Origin of the sequence: Rufibacter sp. LB8, from assembly GCF_014876185.1 — a bacterium.
Lineage (GTDB): Bacteria > Bacteroidota > Bacteroidia > Cytophagales > Hymenobacteraceae > Nibribacter.
Map to the genome: position 1 here is coordinate 3,919,900 of NZ_JADALJ010000001.1, position 20,058 is coordinate 3,939,957.

Below are 20,058 nucleotides of genomic sequence, written 5' to 3' on the forward strand. Positions count from 1 at the left end.
AAATGCAAGAATTTATTTTGCCGGCAAACAACGCTGAGATGACTTGGGTCTGTTTGCTGATTCCGCTCCTGCCGCTGATCGGGTTTCTGATTAACGGGCTGGGGAACCGGAAATTGCCGAAAGGTTTGGCCGGGTTGGTGGGTTGTGCCACCGTCATTGGGTCGTTTGCGCTGTCTTTGTTCCTGTTCTTCGGGTTTGAGGGCTACGGCAACCGCCCGTACACCACAGATATCTTCGACTGGATTAATGTAGCGGCCCTTCAGATTCCGTTCTCGTTCCAGATTGATCAACTGTCTCTGATAATGCTGCTGCTGGTGACGGGCGTGGGTTCGGTGATTCACATTTACAGCGCTGGCTACATGCATGATGACGAGAACTTCGGGAAGTTTTTCGCTTTCCTGAACCTGTTCGTGTTCTCCATGCTGCTGCTGGTGATGGGCTCTAACTACGTGATGATGTTTGTGGGCTGGGAAGGCGTGGGGCTTTGCTCTTACCTTTTGATTGGCTTCTGGAACAAAGTCACACCGTATAACAACGCCGCCAAGAAAGCTTTCATCATCAACCGTATTGGTGACCTAGGCTTCTTGCTGGGTATCTTCTTAATCTTCATCACCTACGGCAGCGTGAGCTATGGCGAGGTGTTCAACCAAGCCTCACAGCTGAACGAAGTAAACGATGGCGTAGTGGTTGCTATCACGCTGTTGCTGTTTGTAGGTGCCATGGGTAAATCAGCGCAGCTGCCGCTCTACACGTGGTTACCAGACGCGATGGCGGGCCCTACGCCGGTTTCTGCCTTGATTCACGCCGCTACCATGGTAACCGCCGGTATTTACATGGTCATCAGGTCAAACGTATTGTACACGCTGGCCCCAGATACTCTGGAAATTGTCGCGGTGATTGGTTTGGCTACGGCTTTATTCGCTGCTACCATCGGGCTTTTCCAGAACGACATCAAAAAAGTATTGGCGTACTCTACCGTGAGCCAGTTGGGGTATATGTTCCTGGCATTGGGTGTGATGGCTTATTCTTCGTCTCTGTTCCATGTATTGACGCACGCATTCTTCAAAGCTCTTCTGTTCTTGGGTGCCGGTAGCGTGATTCACGCCATGTCTGGTGAGCAGGATTTGCGCCGAATGGGTGGTTTACGGAAAGCCTTGCCTATCACGTTCATCACCTTTTTAATAGGGACGCTAGCAATCTCCGGTATTCCGCCGTTTGCTGGTTTCTTCTCTAAAGACGAACTGTTGGCGCACGTGTACCAGCACAGCAAAGTGATGTGGGCGTTCGGTCTGTTGACGTCGTTCATGACGGCTTTTTACATGTTCCGGTTGCTGTATCTGGCCTTCTTCGGAAATTTCAGGGGCACCGAGGCGCAACGCCATCACCTGCACGAATCTCCGGCGGTCATGACCATTCCGTTGATTATTTTGGCCATTCTTTCCACCGTTGGTGGGTTCATGGGCTTGCCGCCGGTCTTCAGCGAAAACCACATGCTGGCCAACTTCCTGTCGCCTATCTATGAACTGGCCAGAAGAGCCGTGCCGAGCGCGTTCCAGGTAGAGCACCTCTCGCATGAAATGGAGTACATCTTGATGGGTGTTTCGGTGGCGGTGGCGTTGGTGGCCATTATCCTGGCGTACATCATCTACGGAAAGAAAAAATCTGTTCCCGCTGAAGAAGGCACTACCTCTGGGCTGCACAAGCTGGTGTACAACAAATACTACGTGGATGAACTGTATGACACCATCATCGTGAAACCGATTATGGGTTTGTCAACGGGCTTGTACCGCTTCGTGGAAAAAGGCATTATTGACCCGATTGTAAACGGTCTGGGCAAAGGCGTGCTGGGCGGCGGACGGTCGTTGCGTCTTGTGCAGAGCGGAGCCATTGGCTCTTATATCCTGATTATGGTGCTGGGCATCGCGTTAATCTTATTGCTGAACTTTATTATACTATAGGCCAAACATGTTAACCGCATTTTTAATCTTATGGCCTGCCCTGGCGGCGTTGCTGGTACTGTTGGTAAAAGGACAGGGTGCCAAGAAAGTCGCATTTGCGGCGGCGTTGGTGGAACTGGTGGCCGGCATCTGGGCCTGGGTGAATTTTGACCCCAACCAAACCAGTCCGCAGTTTCTGTTGCATCTGCCGTGGGTAGAATCGGCGGGCATTGCCTTCAAAGTGGGCATGGACGGCATCAGTCTGTTGATGGTTCTTTTGACCGTGTTCCTGATGCCCTTGATTATCCTGGCATCGTTCAAGAATGACTACGAGAAACCGTCTTCATTCTTCGCCCTGATTCTGTTCATGCAGACCGGTTTGATTGGCGTATTCACGTCTTTAGACGCGTTCCTGTTCTATTTCTTCTGGGAAGTGGCCTTGATTCCGATTTATTTCATCGCCGCGCTGTGGGGCGGGGCCAACAGAATCAAAGTCACGTTCAAGTTCTTTATCTATACGGTTTTCGGGTCTTTGTTCATGCTGGCGGCGTTTGTGTATCTGTATTTCCAGACGCCGGGCACGCACAGTTCAGAGGAAGTGGCCTTCTACCAGCTGGTGCTGGATTCTGGCACGCAGAGCTGGCTGTTCTGGTTTCTGTTCATTGCCTTCGCTATTAAAATGCCGGTGTTCCCGTTCCATACCTGGCAACCTGATACGTATGCCGAGGCTCCGGCCGCTGGTACCATGCTCTTGTCTGGTATCATGCTGAAGATGGGTGTGTACGGCGTGCTGCGCTGGTTACTGCCGGTGGTGCCGCTGGGCGTGAGCCAATGGGCCGATGTGGCCTTGGTGCTGTCCATTATCGGTATTATCTACGGCGCTATCATCGCCATTCGGCAGCAGGACATGAAGCGGTTGGTGGCGTTTTCGTCCATCTCGCACGTAGGTTTGATTGCCGCCGGTTTGTTTACCTTGAACGAGCAGGGTTTGCAAGGTGTCATGATTCAGATGTTGAGCCACGGCGTGAACGTGGTGGGCTTGTTCTTCATCATAGACATTATTCAGCGACGCACCGGCACCCGTGAGATTGCCGCCTTGGGTGGAATCACGCAAAACGCACCGTTCTTAACGGTTTGCTTTATGGTGCTGCTCTTGGGCGCCGTGGCCTTGCCGCTGACCAACGGGTTTGTGGGTGAGTTCCTGCTCTTGATGGGCGTGTTCCGGTACGAGGCCTGGATGGGCGCGGTGGCCGGTATCACCATCATTTTAGGAGCCGTCTATATGCTGCGCATGTTCCAGCGCGTGATGTTCGGGGAGAAAAACGAAATCACCCAGGGCTTTACTGACTTGACCTTCACCGAGAAAGCCGTGCTGGTACCGTTGGTGGTGATGGTGTTCTGGATTGGATTGGCCCCCAACACGTTCCTGAAGCTTTCTGAGCCCGCGGTTCTGAACCTGCTGGAGGTAATCAAGCGCTAAGATTTTAAGATACACAGGAGAAATCACCTGCACATGACATCTATAATACTACTTTCTATTTTCGGGATAGTGAACCTCTTTCTGGGGTTCATGAAATCTAAAAAAGCGTTGCTGCCCATTGTGCTGGTGTTCCTGCTGGTGGTGCTGGGCGCGACGGTGTATGACTGGGGCCTGAACCAATCGTTCTTCCAGAACATGCTCACCGTTGACAATTTCACCGTGGGCTTTACGGCGGTCATGGTTCTGTCTACCATTTTCATTCTGCCCTTCTCGCGCCGCTACGTGGTGAACGAAGAGCCCAACCTGGCCGAATATTACACCTTGATGATGTTTTCTCTGGTGGGTGGCATTATGATGGTGGGCTATGAAAACCTGCTGATGCTGTTCCTGGGCATTGAAATCATGTCGATTCCCATGTACGTGCTGGCCGGTTCTGACAAGCGCAACATTCTGTCTAACGAGGCGGCCATGAAGTACTTTTTGATGGGCTCGTTCTTCACCGGCATCATTCTGTTTGGCATGGCCCTGATTTACGGCGCCACCGGGCACTTTGATTTGGTAGACATCGCCAACGTGGCCAACACCCTAGACCCGAACATGGTACCATTGCTTTTGATGGGCATTCTCCTGATTCTGATTGGCATTACTTTTAAGATTGGTGCCGCGCCGTTCCATTTCTGGACTCCAGACGTGTACGAGGGCACACCTACGCTGTTTACCGGCTACATGTCTACGGTAGTGAAAACGGCTGGTATTGCCGCTTTCTACAAACTGATGAACGTGGCGTTTCCGGCCGTGTATGACGAGTGGTTCCCGACCGTGGTGGCCATTACCGTGCTCACCTTGCTGGTGGGCAACATTGGTGCGGTGGCCCAGACCAGCATGAAACGGATGCTGGCTTACTCCAGTATCTCGCACGCCGGTTACCTGCTAATGGCCTTGGCTGCCTTCAATGACCGCTCTGAAAATGCCATTCTGTTCTATTCCCTGGCCTACTCGGTAGCCACCATCGCCGCCTTCGGGGTGTTGAAATACGTAGCCGATGAACGTGGGTCTGATGATTATTCGGCATTCAACGGCTTGGGCAAGACCAACCCGCTACTGGCGTTTGTGATGACCGTTTCCATGCTGTCTCTGGCGGGGATTCCGTTGACTGGCGGTTTCTTCGGGAAGCTGTTCCTGTTCTCCGCCGCCTTGGAGAAAGACATGCTCTGGCTGATTGTGGTGGCTATCTTGATGTCTGCTGTTGGTATTTACTACTACTTCCGGGTTATCATCGCCATGTACATGAAAGAGCCGGCCGGCGAGCGCGTGGCAGTAGATTCTTTTGCGACATTCACCTTGATTGCGTTGGTGTTCTTGACCGTGATTATGGGCGTAGTGCCTGGCTTGTTCAGTAACTTGCTGTAAGATTTTACTTTTTTGATAAACCAGAAGAGGCGCCCATGGGTGCCTCTTCTGGTTTATAGCGTTTTCGGCCTCGTTTTGGAAAATGGAGCCAAAAACGGAAAATAGGGGAAGTTACTCCTGAGTTTCATTGTATAACAACCATAACTCTTCCATGGGCACTGGTTTTCTGCTGACTTTGTTGATGTCTTTTCCACCAGAGGTCCAGAGATATGGAAAACAATGAATTCCTTTGTCTCCTGCTAAATCTTTGATTTCGTTTTGCCAGCCGTTCCAGCGCATGCCTTCATAAAAGGATTCAAGATTGCCGGAGAAACAGAATTGAAGAAACTCTGAATAGCCTAACTCAGTGTATTCCCATTCTAAGCGGTCTGGTGAGAAGTAGAAGACTTTGCCAATGCCTTCTTTTCCTAGTCCGCCCGCATTGACGGCAAAGAACCCGCCTAATACATCATCGGCTATCAAAAGAAACGTGGGCTGCTGGCCCTCTTGCAAAAATGATTTCCCTTTGTTCCAGGCCATCAGGCTACGGGGCATACGGTCTGACCCAGAACCTAAAATCCGAAGCCAGCCATGGTCTACCAATATGCCGCCGGTTTCATAGACAATGGCTCCCATAGCAGAGCGCGTGGTTACCTGGGCTTGCAGTAAAGCTGCTTCGGCATTGGCTTGGGTTTTAGGGAGGATTTCGACTTTATTTTTGGCCACCTTCATCCAGTCTTTCACTAGCTCCCAACCGGGTTCCTGCGTATTAACCAATTCTGCCAAGGTGCGTTTTTTAATGGCTTGGCCTTGAGCATAGAAAGCGAACATAAAAAGGAGGAGCGGGAGAAAGTATTTCATGGCGTAAGATACAGAATTTCCGTTTTCGGCTTCATTTCCCGAAACGAGGTCAAAAACGGAAACTACAGGCTCATCAGGTCTTTGAACACCTGGGTTTGTCTTCGGCTTACTTCCACCTCCTCGCCGCCTTTGAGGAGGAGCTTGATGCTGCCGCTGAACCAGGGGTTGATTTGCTCAATGTAGTGCACGTTGATAATCTGCTGGCGGTTGGCCCTGAAAAAGACTTTCGGGTCAAGGCGGTTCTCCAGGTAGTTCAGGGATTTTAAGATGCAGGGCCGTTCTTGGTCGAAGTACAGGAATGCGTAGTTGCCATTGGATTCAATCAGGCGCACTTGTTTGAGGGCCACAAACCAGCAGCGCTCGCCGTCTTTCACAAACACGCGGTCTTCCTCGCGCAACTGGGCGGGAGGCGCAGCGGTGGGCTTGGCGGTTTCCTGCTTGGCCAGGGCTTTCTCCACAGCCTGTCTCAACCGACTTTCCTCAATAGGCTTCATCAAGTAATCCAGCGCGTTCCGTTCGAAGGCCTGCAGCGCATACTGGTCATAGGCGGTGGTGAAGATGACCTGCGGCGTGTATTCCAGGGCTTCCAGCAGCTCAAACCCGTTTTTCTGGGGCAGGTGGATGTCCAGGAACAGCAGGTCGGGGCGCTGGGCTTCAATCAGGGCAATGCCTTCTTCGGCATTTTCGGCCTCGCCCACCAGTTCCAGCTCCGGGAATTTGGTCAACAGGTGCTTCAGTTCCAGGCGGGCCAGGCGCGAATCTTCAACGATGCAGATTTTCATATTCTTTGTAAGGAAGCGTGAGCGTGGCGGTCACGCCGTTTTCTGAAGTTTGGGTAAGCATGAACGAGCCGGGTTTTTCCATGGAATGCGCCACACGCTCCAGCAGCCGCTCCAGCCCAATGCCTGCCGGGGCGGAAGAGGGTTTCAAGGTGCCCGTGTTCTCCACCTGTATCTGTAAATGACCGTTCAGGCGGTGCAAAGAGAGCTGAATCTGCCCGCCTTTGGCCTGCGTTCCAATGCCGTGCTTGATGGCGTTCTCCACCAACAGTTGAATGCCCAGCGGCGGAATAGCGGCGGTTTGCACGTCAGGCGCCACGTTGGCGGTAAACGTAAGTTTGTCCTCGAAATGGATTTTCTCCAGCGCCACGTAATTCTCCAGAAAGGCCAGTTCCTCGCTTACCGGCACTAAATTGTTTTGGTTGTAGCCAATCACGTACCGCATCATGGCAGAGAGGCGCGTAATCATCTCGCGGGCCTTCGTCTGGTCTTCCAACACCAAGGAACGGATGTTGTTCAAACTGTTGAACAGAAAGTGCGGATTCAGCTGAGACCGAATAGCCTGCAATTCAGATTCTTTCAACGATAACTGCAGTTTCCAGGCTTCCACTTCCTTTTCTTTCCAGCGTTTTATGGCCTGGAAGGCGAAGTAAATGGTGGACCAGAACGTGAGCATGACCAAACCGTTGGCAGAGTACATCATCAACATACCGAAGCTGAATTCCCCCAGCGTGAACATGCCCATGGCCAACATGAAAAGGCACACCAATAACTGGCAGATGATGGATGCCACGGTATTATAGGCTAAAATCAGGACCGCCAATTTGCCCACGGGCAAGTGAATCCAATTATATTTATGGTTCAGGTGGCGTTGCAAGTGCGTAAGGCCCAGGAAAATGCCCGTGCCCACAAACTGCACGGCAAACATGCCCGGCTGTTTATTAAAGAACAGGAAACTCATCAGGAGGCCAATGCAAAGGTAAAAGGTCCAGCCAAGTGCTTGGCAGACCCAATACCATTTCTGTTGACGTTGAACGGTCATGTAGGAGAGTAGCGTGATTATTTCTTCAGGAATGCATCCATCTGCGCGAACATCCAGATTGGCTCGTCATACATGATGAAGTGCTTGGCGGTGTCCGCTACTTTTATGTCAGCCGAAGGCAAGTTAGCGAATTGCATCTTAAAGGTGTTGGTGGTCATCTCCCTCGTTACGCCATAATCTTTGTACCCGTACCACGCGCCCAGTACCAATACCGGACTCTTAATGGCAACAATGTCTTTGCGCAAGTCTGAGGTGTACATTTCATACATAGCCTGTCCCGTGGTGGCGTAGTCAGATTTACGGCCCCATTCAATGATTTTCTTGATGTGTATCGAGTCTTTGGCCATGGTGCCCATGCTGGCTTCCTGCTGCTTCTGCGCGATTGGGTTGGGCGTAGCCATTTGCTTTTTCATCTGGTCTGCCATTGGTTTGATGCTCTCAAGCGTAGCCGTGGGGTTCTGGGCTGCGCCGATAAAAGGCAAACCGTCTACCACCACCGTCTTCCCGAACAATTCCGGCGCTTTCACATTCAAGGCCAAGACCAGGTAACCGCCCAGGCTGTGGCCTACCAACACTGGCTTCTTCAATTTGTTTTCCTGCACGTAGGTAATGATTTCGTCCCGAACGGAATTTAAGAAATGGTCTGTTTTTACCGCAGGCTGACCAGCGAAGCCCGGCAAGGTCAAAACATAACACGTGAAGTTTTTCTGGTAATGTTTCACCGTCTCGTCCCACACCTCGCCGGCTGAGTTGAGGCCAGGAATTAGAATCATGGCCGGGCCCTTGCCGGTTTTTACTACTTTAAACGAAGGCGCTTTGGCTTGCACTGTTAATGTAATGAACAACAGCAGCGCGAAGAGGGAGGTTAGTTTTGCTTTCATGGTTTCTTTGGGTTTTAAATAGTTTTTTATGCGATTGATGTTCCAAAGGTGCAGCATGAAAGACCGTTTGCGAAGCGAAATATGATGAACGGTTTCTGGAAATGGTGAACGGCGGCAAGGATGGGTTTTAGAATTTGCAAGAATGCGTTTTTGGCTTCGTTTCTGGAAACGGAGCCGAAAACAGGAGGGTGGTTCCTGTAGGATTTCCGGTTTTCGCGGAGCGAATGAACTGATTGGTTGCATGGGTAGGATATGCGCTCAAGGCCGCGAGGCCTCGTCCTCCAGCTTCGCACTGCTACTTTTCCTGGGCCTGTGGGGCCCTGCCGCTGACGCGGCACCAGAAAACTAGAGGCGCTCAGCTGAAGGACTGGAAAAGGTTCCTTTCTGTCGGCTGCCATGGCTGGGAGTGGGAATTGGTCATTACATCAGCTGTTGTTGGGCTAGAGTCACTCGTGCTGCGCACGGGTTTTGCCTAGGGCAATATCTTTTAACTACCCATGGCCCACCTGAGGTGATTTAACTGGTAAAAGAGCTTATTCAATGCAAAACAGCCTCAAAGATAAAAAAGCGCAGTTCCTTCTCCCTCGGGGAGAAGGGTAGGATGAGGGGATTCTTTCTAAACTAAAAAGCTTTGAATTTAAAAATGACGCCCTCACCCTAGCCCTCTCCCCGAGGGAGAAGGAACTCCCTACTTCCCCGTTTCTGGCTTCGTTTTCTGAAAACGGCCCCTGAAACGCAGAACGGGTGAAGTCATTTAAGACCTCACCCGTTCTAACAACTAATTACTTATAACGAACAACTATCCGCGCAGGCGCGTGTCAATCTGCAACTCATCTAACTGCGCTTGCGCAATGGGCGAAGGTGCGTCAATCATCACATCACGGCCGGAGTTGTTTTTAGGGAACGCAATGAAGTCTCTGATAGAATCAGCCCCACCGAACAAAGAGCACAGACGGTCAAACCCGAAGGCGATGCCACCGTGTGGCGGCGCACCGTACTCAAATGCATCCAGCAGAAACCCGAACTGCGCTTGCGCTTCCTCGGCCGTGAAGCCCAACAAATCAAACATGCGAGACTGCACGGCACGGTCATGGATTCTGATGGAGCCGCCGCCTACTTCCACGCCGTTGATCACCATGTCATAGGCGTTGGCGCGAACGGCGCCGGGGTTGGTGTCAATCAGGGCCATGTCCTCGGGTTTGGGCGAGGTGAACGGGTGGTGCATGGCGTGGTAGCGGCCGGCTTCTTCGTCAAATTCCAGGAGTGGGAAATCCAGCACCCACAGCGTGGAGAAGGTGTCTTTGTCGCGCATGCCTAAGCGGGTGCCCATTTCCAGGCGGAGTTCGCTTAAGGCTTTGCGGGTTTTATCGGTGCCACCGGCTAGTACCAACAGCAAGTCGCCAGGCTGGGCGTTGAAGGCTTGCACCCAAGCTTGTAAATCTTCTGGGGAGTAGAACTTGTCAACAGAGGACTTCACGCTGCCGTCTTCCTGCACGCGGGCGTAGACCAGACCGGTAGCACCAACCTGTGGCCGCTTCACAAAGTCAGTCAGTTCATCTAGTTGCTTGCGGGTGAAATGGGCGCTGCCGCTGGCGTTGATGCCTACCACCAACTCAGCATCGTCAAATACTTTGAAGCCTTTGTTTTTCACCACGTCATTCAGCTCCACAAACTGCATCCCGAAGCGGGTGTCTGGTTTGTCTGACCCGTACAAGCGCATGGCATCGGCGTAATCCATGCGCGGAAAGTCGGGCAGGTCAATGCCTTTCACGGCTTTAAATAAATGCTTCACCAGGCCTTCAAAGGTGTTCAGAATATCTTCCTGCGTCACGAACGACATTTCACAGTCAATCTGGGTAAACTCGGGTTGGCGGTCGGCGCGCAGGTCTTCGTCTCTAAAGCACTTCACAATCTGAAAATACTTGTCAAAACCCGACACCATCAGCAACTGCTTGAACGTCTGCGGGGACTGCGGAAGAGCGTAGAATTCACCGGGATTCATGCGGCTGGGTACCACGAAATCGCGGGCACCTTCAGGCGTAGATTTAATCAGAACCGGCGTCTCTACCTCAATAAAGCCCTGACCGTCTAAATACGCGCGGGTCTGCTGGCCGATGCGGTGGCGCAGTTCCAGGCTTTTGCGTACCGGCGAGCGGCGAAGATCCAGGTAGCGGTATTTCATGCGTAGGTCGTCGCCGCCGTCGGTGTCGTCCTCAATTAAGAAAGGAGGAAGTTTGGCGGGGTTCAGGATTTCCAGCGCGGTCACTTTTATCTCAATGTCGCCTGTGGCGATTTTGTCATTCTTAGACTCGCGCTCAATCACGGTGCCGGTGGCCTTGATCACGAATTCGCGGCCCAGGGTACGTGCCAAGGTTAAGGCCTCTGGGGCAGAAACGCCTTCCTCCAGGCTCAGCTGCGTGATGCCGTAGCGGTCTCTGAGGTCAACCCACAGCATGCCGCCTTTGTCACGTGATTTTTGTACCCAACCGGTCAAGGTCACTTCCTGACCAACATGTTCCAGGCGCAAGTCGCCGCAGGTGTGTGAACGAAGCATTGTCTCTCTTCTTTAGAAAATAAGCTGCAAAGGTAAGGATTGTTTCAATAGATGCGGCGGTGCGTTTTCGGGCTCATATCCAGAAATGAAGCCGAAAAAGGAACCAGAATTATCTGTCCGGAAACTGAAAAATCAGCCCGGTTAATGTCCAGTCTTGAGACAAGATTGTCCGGTTTTGAACAACTATTTCAGAATAATTTTTCATAATCCTTTGAAAAACAGTCTTTTATAAGGTTGGCATGCCACTTGTAAAAGTACCAGGGGACTCGCTTGAATTTTTTTAGAGAATTTCTTTTTCACAAGCAGCCATCTACGAAATCTTTCGTCTTTACCGCAGAAACCCTTTTAAACCATGATACACCCACACAAACTAACCCTTCTTTTATTCCTGCTCTTGTGGCAGATGGCCGCCTTTGCCCAGCAAACCGACCGGTTCGAAATCAAAGGCATTGCCAAAGGCGCCAAAGGTGAGCCGCTGCTGGCCGCGAACCTGCAATTGGTCAAAGACTCCAGCCAGACACTGGTGAAAGTGGAAGTGACCGGCGAGAAAGGCGACTTCGTGTTCAGTAATATTCCGGCCGGAAAGTATAAGCTGATGGCCATGCACTATGACTATGCGCAGTACACATCGCAAACCATACAGTTGAACCAGAACCTGAACCTGGGCGAAATTGTGTTACCGGAACGCGCCGTGGCTCTCAAGGAAGTAAAGATTGAAGCCCAGAAGCCGTTTGTAGAGCAGCATTTTGACAAAACGGTACTCAACGTGGAAAACAGCATTTCGGCGGCGGGCAGCACAGTGCTGGAAGTGCTGGAGAAAGCGCCCGGCCTGGCCGTGGACCAGAACGACAACATCAGTATGCGCGGCCGGACCGGCGTGATGGTCATGATCAACGGCAAGCGCGTGCCTATGTCGGGCTCAGAACTGGCCACCATGCTGCGCAGCCTCAATGCCAATGACGTGGCCAAGATTGATTTGATCACCAACCCATCGTCTAAATATGACGCAGCAGGCAACGCGGGTATTATTGACATCAAGCTCAAGAAAGACAGCCGCCAGGGCACCAACGGCAGCGTTACGTCTTCTCTGGGGTACGGTGAATTGCCTAAACTGAGCCAGGGCCTGCAACTGAACCACCGCGCCAACAAACTCAATGTGTTCGGGTCCTACAACTATAATCACCGCAAAGACTTCAATAAACTGGACCTGTACCGTGATTTCTTTACCCGCGAAGGCCGCACCCTCACCAATGTGAACAACCAGAAAAACGTGTTCCACCACCAGATCAACGGGCACAACGGCCGCGTGGGTTTTGACTACAACCTGAGCCCCAGGACCATTGTGGGCTTGGTAGCCACCGGCAATTTTGTGGACATTAACCGCACCACTAGCAACGTGTCAGAGTTTTTCAATGCGCAGCGGCAATACGTAGAATCTACCACCACCAACGCCCTGAGCGGCACCAACCGAAACTCACAGGCGGTGAACTTCAACATAAAACACACCCTGGACAGCACCGGCAAAGAATTGAGCGCTGATGTGGACTACGCCGCCTTCCAGTCTGGTGACATCCAGAATTTCAATACCACCTACCTTGACCGGACACCCGCCCAAGACAATTTTCTGCTCTACGGCGATTTGAACGGGAAACTCACCATTAAATCGGCCAAGGTGGACTACTCGCAGCGTTTAAAAAGCCTGGAAGCGAACTTGGAAGCCGGCCTGAAATCAAGCTTGGTAGACGCTGACAACAGCCTGGGCTTCTACAACCGCACCGGCGGAAGAAATGACTTTGACACCAACCGCAGCAACCATTTCCTGTATTCAGAGAACATCAACGCGGCGTATTTGAACCTGAACAAGAAATGGGCGAAGGTAAGTCTGCAGCTGGGTCTGCGCCTGGAAAACACCATTGCCAAAGGAAACCAGGTGGCTGAGTACGCCAAGGTAGAAGGAGACCGCTCGTTTGACCGCAACTACACCCAGTTTTTCCCCAGCGCGTTTGTGGGCTACACGGTGAACAAGACGCATGATGTAGGTCTTTCGGTGAGCCGCCGCATTGACCGCCCCACCTACAACCAGTTGAACCCGTTTGTGTTCTTAATTGACAACAGCACTGAGTCGGCTGGAAATCCTTACCTGTTGCCCCAGATGACGTATTCCTTTGAGTTTACGCACACCTTCCTGCAGAAATACGTGACCAAGCTCAGCTACAGCCGCACCACAGACGTGATTATCTCCGTGCTGTCGCCTAAGCCAAGACCGGTGCCAGATCCCAACCCAGATGCCATACCGGTAGTGGTGCAGAAAGACCAGAACCTGGCCGAGTTCCATTATTACGGCGCCAGTTTCTCTGTGCCGGTGCAAGTAGCCCGCTGGTTCACCAGCACCAACAACCTGGAGATGTATTACGGGTTGTACAAAGGAAATCTGGGCGTGACCGCCCTGCGGGCCGGAAGACCAACCTTCAGCCTCAACTCCAACAACAACATCAAATTACCCCGTGACTGGTCAGCCGAAGTGATTGGCGTGTACCGCGCCCGCCAGGTATACGGGCCTTTGGATGTGGAGCCCGTTCGGTTCCTGACCGTGGGGGTGCAGAAACAGTTCCTGGACAAAAAAGCCAACCTGAAACTGAGCGTGAGTGATGTGTTCTACTCCAACAAAACCCGGGCCGTTACAGAACTGGCAGATTACGCAGAGCGCTTCTACCAACGCCGCGACACCCGCGTGGGCACCCTCAGCTTCACGTACCGTTTTGGCGGCGCGCAGGTAGCCCCCAGCCGCAGACGCACCGGCGGCGCCGAAGACGAGAAACGCCGCGCCGGCTAAGTCCTTCTAAATTCAAAGGCATAAAAAAACCGCCCTGGCGTTTTGCTGGGGCGGTTTTCTGTTTTCGGGCTCGTTTTCAGAAATGAAGCCGAAAACGGCAATGCGTTTTACACCAGATCAAAAGCCATGGCGTACTGCGACAGCTCAAACGTGGAGGCGGCGTGCAGTTTGGCTTTGATGTTGCGGCGGTGGGTGTTCACGGTTTTCTCTGAGATGCAGAGCTCATCGCTAATTTCCTGGGAGCTTTTGCCCAGCACCACCATTTTCAGGATTTCCTGCTCGCGTTTGCCCAGCTGTGCAAACAAGGCATAGTTCTCACGGTAAAAAACGGTTTCCTTGAGCAGGCGGTCCACTTTGGGCGTGAGGTGCTTTACGGGGTCCACGGAGATGGCAATGGAAATGGTGAGCAGAGGCAGACCCTCATCATCTTGCAGCAGAATTTTAAGGGTGGTCAGGTGCCAGTGGTAGTCCAGGTTGCCCCTGAACTTGACCTGCTCAAAAAACGAAATCACTTCATCGGGGTCGTTCTGCTCAAACAGGGTGCGGGCCAGCTGTCCAAAATATTCCACCGCTTCCTCTGGGTTGAAATAGTGCAGGTAATACTCCGGGCCTACTGATTTTAACTCTTCCAGGGTCACGCCCAGCAGTTTAAGCCCCCGCGGCGACATGTATTCCACCGCAAAATTACGCGTGATGTCATGAATAATGATGACGCCCGGCATCTGGTCGGCTACGGCGGCAATGCCGGCAATGGTCTCGTCAACTCTTCTCTGTAGTTGTGGACTCCGCTGTTTTTTCATTAGTACTTCTACGTAGGGGAAAGTAAGGTTAAATTACGGGGGACGTGGTTTAAATATAGGATTTTCCCTACGCTTGACCAAAGCCGAAAGGTACTTTATGTTAAATTCAGTATTAATTCATTGTTAAATTTTGGCGTTTTGTACTCTTGTAAGAATAAATTGAATAATTGCCAAAATTGTAACGTGCTCATATTCAGTGGTTAGGTAGGTTTGTTGGGTAAAGGTAAGGTGAGAAGCAATCTCAGAAGTCTAAATTTGCTGATGAACATCCAAGCCGTTTTCGGGCTCATTTCCAGAAATGAGCCCGAAAACGGCTTGGGCGGCAAAATTCTGAAGGCCCCTTGGTTTTTCTTGTTGTAAGTTTTCTTACCTTCTCTCTACTAATCGCTTAAAAACCAATCCTTTTCACCCCAAACCCTACCAAACATGGAACTCGTCATCCAGAACCTTTCCAAAACCTACGCCAACGGTGTGCAGGCGCTCAAGAACGTGAACCTCACCATTCCCACGGGCATGTTCGGGCTTCTGGGGCCCAACGGCGCGGGCAAGTCGTCGCTTATGCGCACCATTGCCACCCTGCAGGAAGCCGACAGCGGTAGCATAAGGCTGGGCGAGTTGGATGTGTTTCAGGAGAAGGACGAGATGCGCAAAGTGCTGGGTTATCTTCCGCAGGAATTCGGGGTTTATCCCAAGGTGAGCGCCGAGGAACTGCTGGACCATTTTGCGGTGCTCAAGGGCATTCATAACAACAAAGAGCGCAAAGAAACCGTGGCCGCGCTGCTGCAACAGACCAATTTGTATGACGTGCGCAAGAAAAACCTGGGTGGCTACTCGGGTGGCATGAAACAACGGTTTGGCATTGCGCAGGCTTTGTTGGGCAACCCCAGGATTATTATTGTAGACGAACCCACCGCCGGACTGGACCCCGCGGAGCGCAACCGTTTCCATAATTTACTGAGCGAGATAGGGGAGAACATCATTGTGATTCTCTCCACCCACATTGTAGATGACGTGAGTGATTTGTGCCGCAACATGGCCATCATTAACAAAGGCGAAGTGCTGGTGACCGGCGAGCCGCTGCAGGCCATTGAGCAGATGCAGGGCTTGATCTTCCGTAAATTCATCAAGAAAGAAGAGCTGCCGAAATACCAGGCGGAATACGCGGTGATCTCCAGCAGATTGTTCGCCGGCAGAACCATGATTCACGTGTACGCCGATGGCAGACCTAGCATTGACTTTGAGCAAGTGCAGCCAGACCTGGAAGACGTGTACTTTGCCACCATTGGCGGCGTGACCGGAAAAGCGCAGATGCAGGCCTCAGAAGAAGTGATAGCCTAGTCCGTTTTCGGGCTCTAAATCTCAAATAAGACCAAAACTGACGCTGTATGTTCCTGCAAATCTTTCTCTTTGAGCTGAAGTACCGCCTCCAGCGGCCAGCCACCTATATCTATTTCCTGATTTTCTTTTTGATGGCGCTGCTGGCCGTGTTTGGCGTGAGCGGCGTGTTTGGCGGCACCATTATTATTGGCGGCGGAAGCAGTGCCAGCCTCAAAGCCAACGCGCCCTACCAAATCAACTGGGTCATTACGCTGCTGAGTTGGTTTGGCGTGCTGGTGACCTCGGCCATGATGGGCAATTCCATTTACCGCGATTTTGAGCACAAGACCCACGCGCTGTTCTTTACGTCGCCTATCTCCAAATGGGGTTACCTGGGCGGCCGGTTCTGGGGCTCTTTTCTGGTGACTTTGTTCGTGTTCTCGGGCATGGCGTTCGGGTATATTTTCGCCTCAGCCATTGCGCCGCTGTTCCCAGGAGTGGAAGCCAGCAAGTTCGGACCGTTTGTCTTGATGCATTACGTGCAGCCCTACTTGTTAATCGTCATCCCGAATCTGCTGTTCACCGGCGCTATTTTCTTTGCGCTGGGCACGCTCACGCGCAACATGCTGGCCGTGTACATTGGCAGCGTGCTAGTGCTGGTGCTCTACGGCGTGTCCAGCGCACTCACCGCAGATTTGGACAATGAATTTCTGTCGAATTTATTAGATCCCTTCGGAGCCACGGCCGTGAACTTGACCACGCGTTACTGGACCGCCGCCGAGCAGAACACCTTGCTTTTGCCCCTGAACGAGCACATACTCTGGAACCGTCTGCTTTGGATGGGTGTGGGGTTAGTTTTGCTGATTTTCTGCTTCTGGAAATTCAGTTTTTCGTTCTTCGCCTCTGAAGGCAAGGCCCGCAAGGTCAGAAAAGAGGAAAACCTTGGTGTTGCAGTGCCAAACAAACTAATCTTACCCAAAGTACATCAGGAGTTCTCCTTTAGCCGCAGCTTCGGGCAATTCTGGAAACTGGCCAAGTTGGAGTTCAAGGGCATTGTGCGCAGCGTGTATTTCATTGCTATTGTGGTGGCGGGCATTGTGTTTCTGCTTTCCACCGGAAGTCAGATTGGCAAGCTGTACGGTACCACTACGTTCCCGGTCACGTCTGAAGTTATCTCTTTGTTAGGCGGCACGTTTTCGTTGTTCATGCTCATCATCATCACGTTTTACTCCGGCGAACTGGTCTGGCGAGAGCGCGATGCCCGCATGAACCAACTCTATGATGCGCTGCCAATTCCCAACTGGGTGCCGTTCACGTCTAAAGTAGTGGCCTTGATGAGCATACAGGTAGTCTTGATGGCGGTAGTTTTGCTCTGTGGCATTATTATTCAGGTGGCCAAGGGCTACTATAATTTTGAGCTGGGGTTGTATGTAAAGGGCTTGTTTGGTGTGCAGTTGATAGATTTTCTGCTGATGAGCGTGCTGGCCATGCTGGTGCAGGTGCTGGTGAACAACAAATTCCTGGGCCATTTTATCATGGTCATTTATTATCTGGCAAACATTTTCAAAGGGCAATTGGGTTTTGAGCATTTGCTGTATTCATTTAGCTCAGACCCGGGCATGCGGTATTCGGCCATGAACGGCTACGGGCATTTTGTAAAGCCGTTTCTGCTGTTCAAGCTGTACTGGGGCGCGTTTGCGGTGATCTTGGCCTTGCTTTCCAATTTGCTGTGGGTGCGGGGCACCGAAGCCAGTATCAAAGGCCGGTTCAAGCTGGCGAGTTTGCAGCTGAGAAAATCCACCTTGCTGGTGCTGGGTTCGGCGGCATTGGTGTTCTTGATTTCCGGTGGGTTCATCTTTTACAACACCAACATGCTGCATGAGTACCGTGACTCAGATGACAACGAGAAACTGCAGGCCGCCTTTGAGAAAACCTACAAGAAATACCAGGGCCTGCCGCAACCCAAAGTAGTGGATGTGTACCTGGAAACCGACCTGTACCCGCAGGAGCGCGAATTCCATTTCAAAGGTTATTTCTGGCTTAAAAACAAAACCAACGTGGCCCTTGACTCCATACATATCATGCTGGATGAAGACGCCGTAATCAAGCAACTGGCCTTCGCGCGGCCGGCCAAAGAAGTGTTGTTTGACAAAAAAATGGGCTACCACATCTTCCGGCTGGCCCAGCCACTGGTGCCTGGTGACTCCATCAAACTGAACCTGGACCTGCGCTACCAGACCAAAGGTTTCAAAGACCGAAGCTACAACACCGGCATTGTCTACAACGGCTCCTTCATCAACAGCCAATACCTGCCGCACATTGGGTACCAGGAAGGCTTTGAACTAGGTGACGATGATACACGCAAAGAACATGGCCTCAAGCCCAAAGAGCGCATGGCCAAGGTAGACGACCTTAAGGCGCGCCAGACCACCTACATTGGCAATGACGCCGACTGGATCACTTTTGAAACCGTGGTGAGCACCGTGCCGGGCCAGATTGCCCTGGCGCCCGGCTATTTGCAGAAAGAATGGATCAAAGACGGCCGCCGCTATTTCCATTACAAGATGGATTCCAAAATCCTGAATTTCTATGCCTTTCTGTCAGCGGATTATGAGGTGAGGAAAGACAAATGGAACGATGTGGCCATTGAGGTCTATTACCAGAAAGGCCATGAGTACAATATAGACCGCATGATCAAGGGCGTGAAGAAATCACTGGACTATTACACCGCCAATTTCAGCCCGTACCAGCACCGGCAGGTGCGCATTCTGGAGTTTCCGGGGTATGCGGCGTTTGCGCAGGCGTTTCCCAACACCATTCCGTTCTCAGAGTCCATTGGGTTTATTGCCGATGTAGATGACAAAGACCCCGAGGACATTGACTATCCGTTCTACGTGACTGCCCATGAGGTGGCGCACCAGTGGTGGGCGCACCAAGTCATCGGTGGCGATGTGCAAGGCTCCACGCTGATGTCAGAAACCATGAGCCAGTATTCGGCCTTAATGGTGATGAAGAAAGAGTACGGCGCAGAGCGCATGAAGAAGTTCCTGCAGTATGAGATGCGCAATTACCTCACCGGCCGCGCCGGCGAACGCAAAAAGGAACTGCCCTTGTATTTGGTGGAAAACCAGCAGTACATTCATTACCGCAAAGGCTCTGTGGTGATGTACGCGCTGGCAGATTACATTGGCGAAGACAAACTCAACGCGGCGCTTAAGGCCTACGTACAGAAAGTGGCGTTCCAGGAAGCGCCGTTCACCAACAGCCTGGAGTTCATGACCTACATCAAGCAAGTTACGCCAGACTCACTGCAGTATTTGGTAGAGGATATGTTTGAGCATATCACGCTCTATGAGAACAAAGCCACTGAAGCCACCGCCCAGAGACAGAAAGACGGTACCTACAAAGTGACGTTCACGGTAGATGCCAAGAAATTCAGGGCCGACAGCCTGGGCAACGAGAGCCTGGCTAAGCTCCAGGACTACGTAGACGTGGCCGTGATGACCCGCAAGAAAGTAGACGGCCACTGGCAAGACGTGCCGCTGTACCTGCAGAAGCAACTCATTAAAGCCGGGCAGAACAAGCTGGAAGTCACCGTCAAAGAGAAGCCCTTGAAAGCCGGCGTGGACCCATACCAAAAACTCATTGACCGCAATCCCGAGGACAACATGAAAGACGTGACCGTGAAGTCATAACTCGCATAACCAATGCAAAAAGAAGGCCCGGCAATTTGCTGGGCCTTCTTTTTTTAACTTACTGAGTTAACTTGTGCTTGAGTAACTGTGGAAGGGTAGTCCAAATTTTTGTCCGGAAAGTTAAATTGTAGACATTTGATTATCAATGAGTTGGTTTTGGATGTGTAGCTTCAGGTAGAAAACGACTTCCATTATGCGCTATTTCAAATATAAATTTGTCACATCTGGAGAATCGTAGAAATATTTCTTTTTATTTTTGGATTGAACAGGCTGGATTTGCGAGCTGCTTTGAGGTTTGCCACGGTTTTCTGGGAAATTTCATCGTGTTTCTGAAGAAATTCAGCGTCTGAAACAGCTTGTTTGACGGTCAGGGAAGGCTATTCACCTAAGAGTTCCGTAGAAGGATGCTTTTTTTATACAAAGTCTTGTTTTTGTTATCATTACGAGCGTATATTTGTGTCATTCTTGTAACAAGTTGTATTCTTTATAA

The 20,058-nt window shown here is 51.5% G+C and carries 12 protein-coding genes; 6 read left to right on the top strand and 6 right to left on the bottom strand.

Translation table 11 applies throughout. From position 1 onward, the window contains the following. Positions 1 to 2 precede the first annotated feature (2 nt). Genes nuoL through IMY23_RS16370 form a run of 3 tightly spaced genes read left to right on the top strand, consistent with a single transcriptional unit; the run spans position 3 to position 4,827 of the window. Positions 3 to 1,958, top strand: coding sequence for an NADH-quinone oxidoreductase subunit L (gene nuoL / locus IMY23_RS16360; RefSeq protein ID WP_192823116.1), 1,956 nt, complete (start codon positions 3 to 5; stop codon positions 1,956 to 1,958). Between the two features lie 7 nt (positions 1,959 to 1,965). Beyond that, on the top strand, positions 1,966 to 3,417 hold the full coding sequence (locus IMY23_RS16365; RefSeq protein WP_192823117.1) for a NuoM family protein: 1,452 nt from the start codon (positions 1,966 to 1,968) through the stop codon (positions 3,415 to 3,417). Positions 3,418 to 3,450: 33 nt separating this feature from the next. After that, a complete protein-coding gene (locus tag IMY23_RS16370; protein WP_192823118.1) occupies positions 3,451 to 4,827 on the top strand; it encodes an NADH-quinone oxidoreductase subunit N in 1,377 nt (458 codons plus the stop codon). A gap of 111 nt (positions 4,828 to 4,938) precedes the next feature. On the opposite strand, the gene IMY23_RS16375 is transcribed toward IMY23_RS16370, so the two are convergent. From IMY23_RS16375 to aspS, 5 genes are all read right to left on the bottom strand, one after another. Beyond that, on the bottom strand, positions 4,939 to 5,667 hold the full coding sequence (locus IMY23_RS16375) for a DUF2625 domain-containing protein (protein WP_192823119.1): 729 nt from the start codon (positions 5,665 to 5,667) through the stop codon (positions 4,939 to 4,941). Positions 5,668 to 5,729: 62 nt separating this feature from the next. Then, positions 5,730 to 6,449, bottom strand: coding sequence for a LytTR family DNA-binding domain-containing protein (locus tag IMY23_RS16380; RefSeq protein WP_192823120.1), 720 nt, complete (start codon positions 6,447 to 6,449; stop codon positions 5,730 to 5,732). Then, on the bottom strand, positions 6,430 to 7,488 hold the full coding sequence (locus tag IMY23_RS16385) for a sensor histidine kinase (RefSeq protein WP_192823121.1): 1,059 nt from the start codon (positions 7,486 to 7,488) through the stop codon (positions 6,430 to 6,432). Before IMY23_RS16385 ends, IMY23_RS16380 begins: the two co-directional genes overlap by 20 nt. A gap of 17 nt (positions 7,489 to 7,505) precedes the next feature. Further along, on the bottom strand, positions 7,506 to 8,369 hold the full coding sequence (locus IMY23_RS16390) for an alpha/beta fold hydrolase (protein WP_192823122.1): 864 nt from the start codon (positions 8,367 to 8,369) through the stop codon (positions 7,506 to 7,508). A gap of 799 nt (positions 8,370 to 9,168) precedes the next feature. Continuing rightward, positions 9,169 to 10,923: an aspartate--tRNA ligase gene (gene aspS, locus IMY23_RS16395; RefSeq protein WP_192823123.1), complete on the bottom strand. Its 1,755-nt coding sequence runs from the start codon at positions 10,921 to 10,923 to the stop codon at positions 9,169 to 9,171. Positions 10,924 to 11,275: 352 nt separating this feature from the next. On the opposite strand from aspS, the gene IMY23_RS16400 reads away from it, so the two are divergent. Then, entirely contained in the window at positions 11,276 to 13,756 is a 2,481-nt protein-coding gene (locus IMY23_RS16400) for an outer membrane beta-barrel protein (RefSeq protein ID WP_192823124.1), read from the top strand. Between the two features lie 107 nt (positions 13,757 to 13,863). Here IMY23_RS16400 and IMY23_RS16405 read toward each other — a convergent pair whose 3' ends face one another. Then, positions 13,864 to 14,556, bottom strand: a complete 693-nt coding sequence (locus IMY23_RS16405) for a helix-turn-helix transcriptional regulator (RefSeq protein ID WP_225986528.1) — start codon at positions 14,554 to 14,556, stop codon at positions 13,864 to 13,866. Positions 14,557 to 14,982: 426 nt separating this feature from the next. Here IMY23_RS16405 and IMY23_RS16410 point away from each other — a divergent pair, with 426 nt between their 5' ends. Then, a complete protein-coding gene (locus tag IMY23_RS16410; protein ID WP_192823125.1) occupies positions 14,983 to 15,894 on the top strand; it encodes an ABC transporter ATP-binding protein in 912 nt (303 codons plus the stop codon). A 47-nt stretch (positions 15,895 to 15,941) separates the two neighbouring features. Next, positions 15,942 to 19,568: a M1 family aminopeptidase gene (locus IMY23_RS16415; RefSeq protein ID WP_192823126.1), complete on the top strand. Its 3,627-nt coding sequence runs from the start codon at positions 15,942 to 15,944 to the stop codon at positions 19,566 to 19,568. The last annotated feature ends 490 nt before the right edge of the window (positions 19,569 to 20,058 follow it).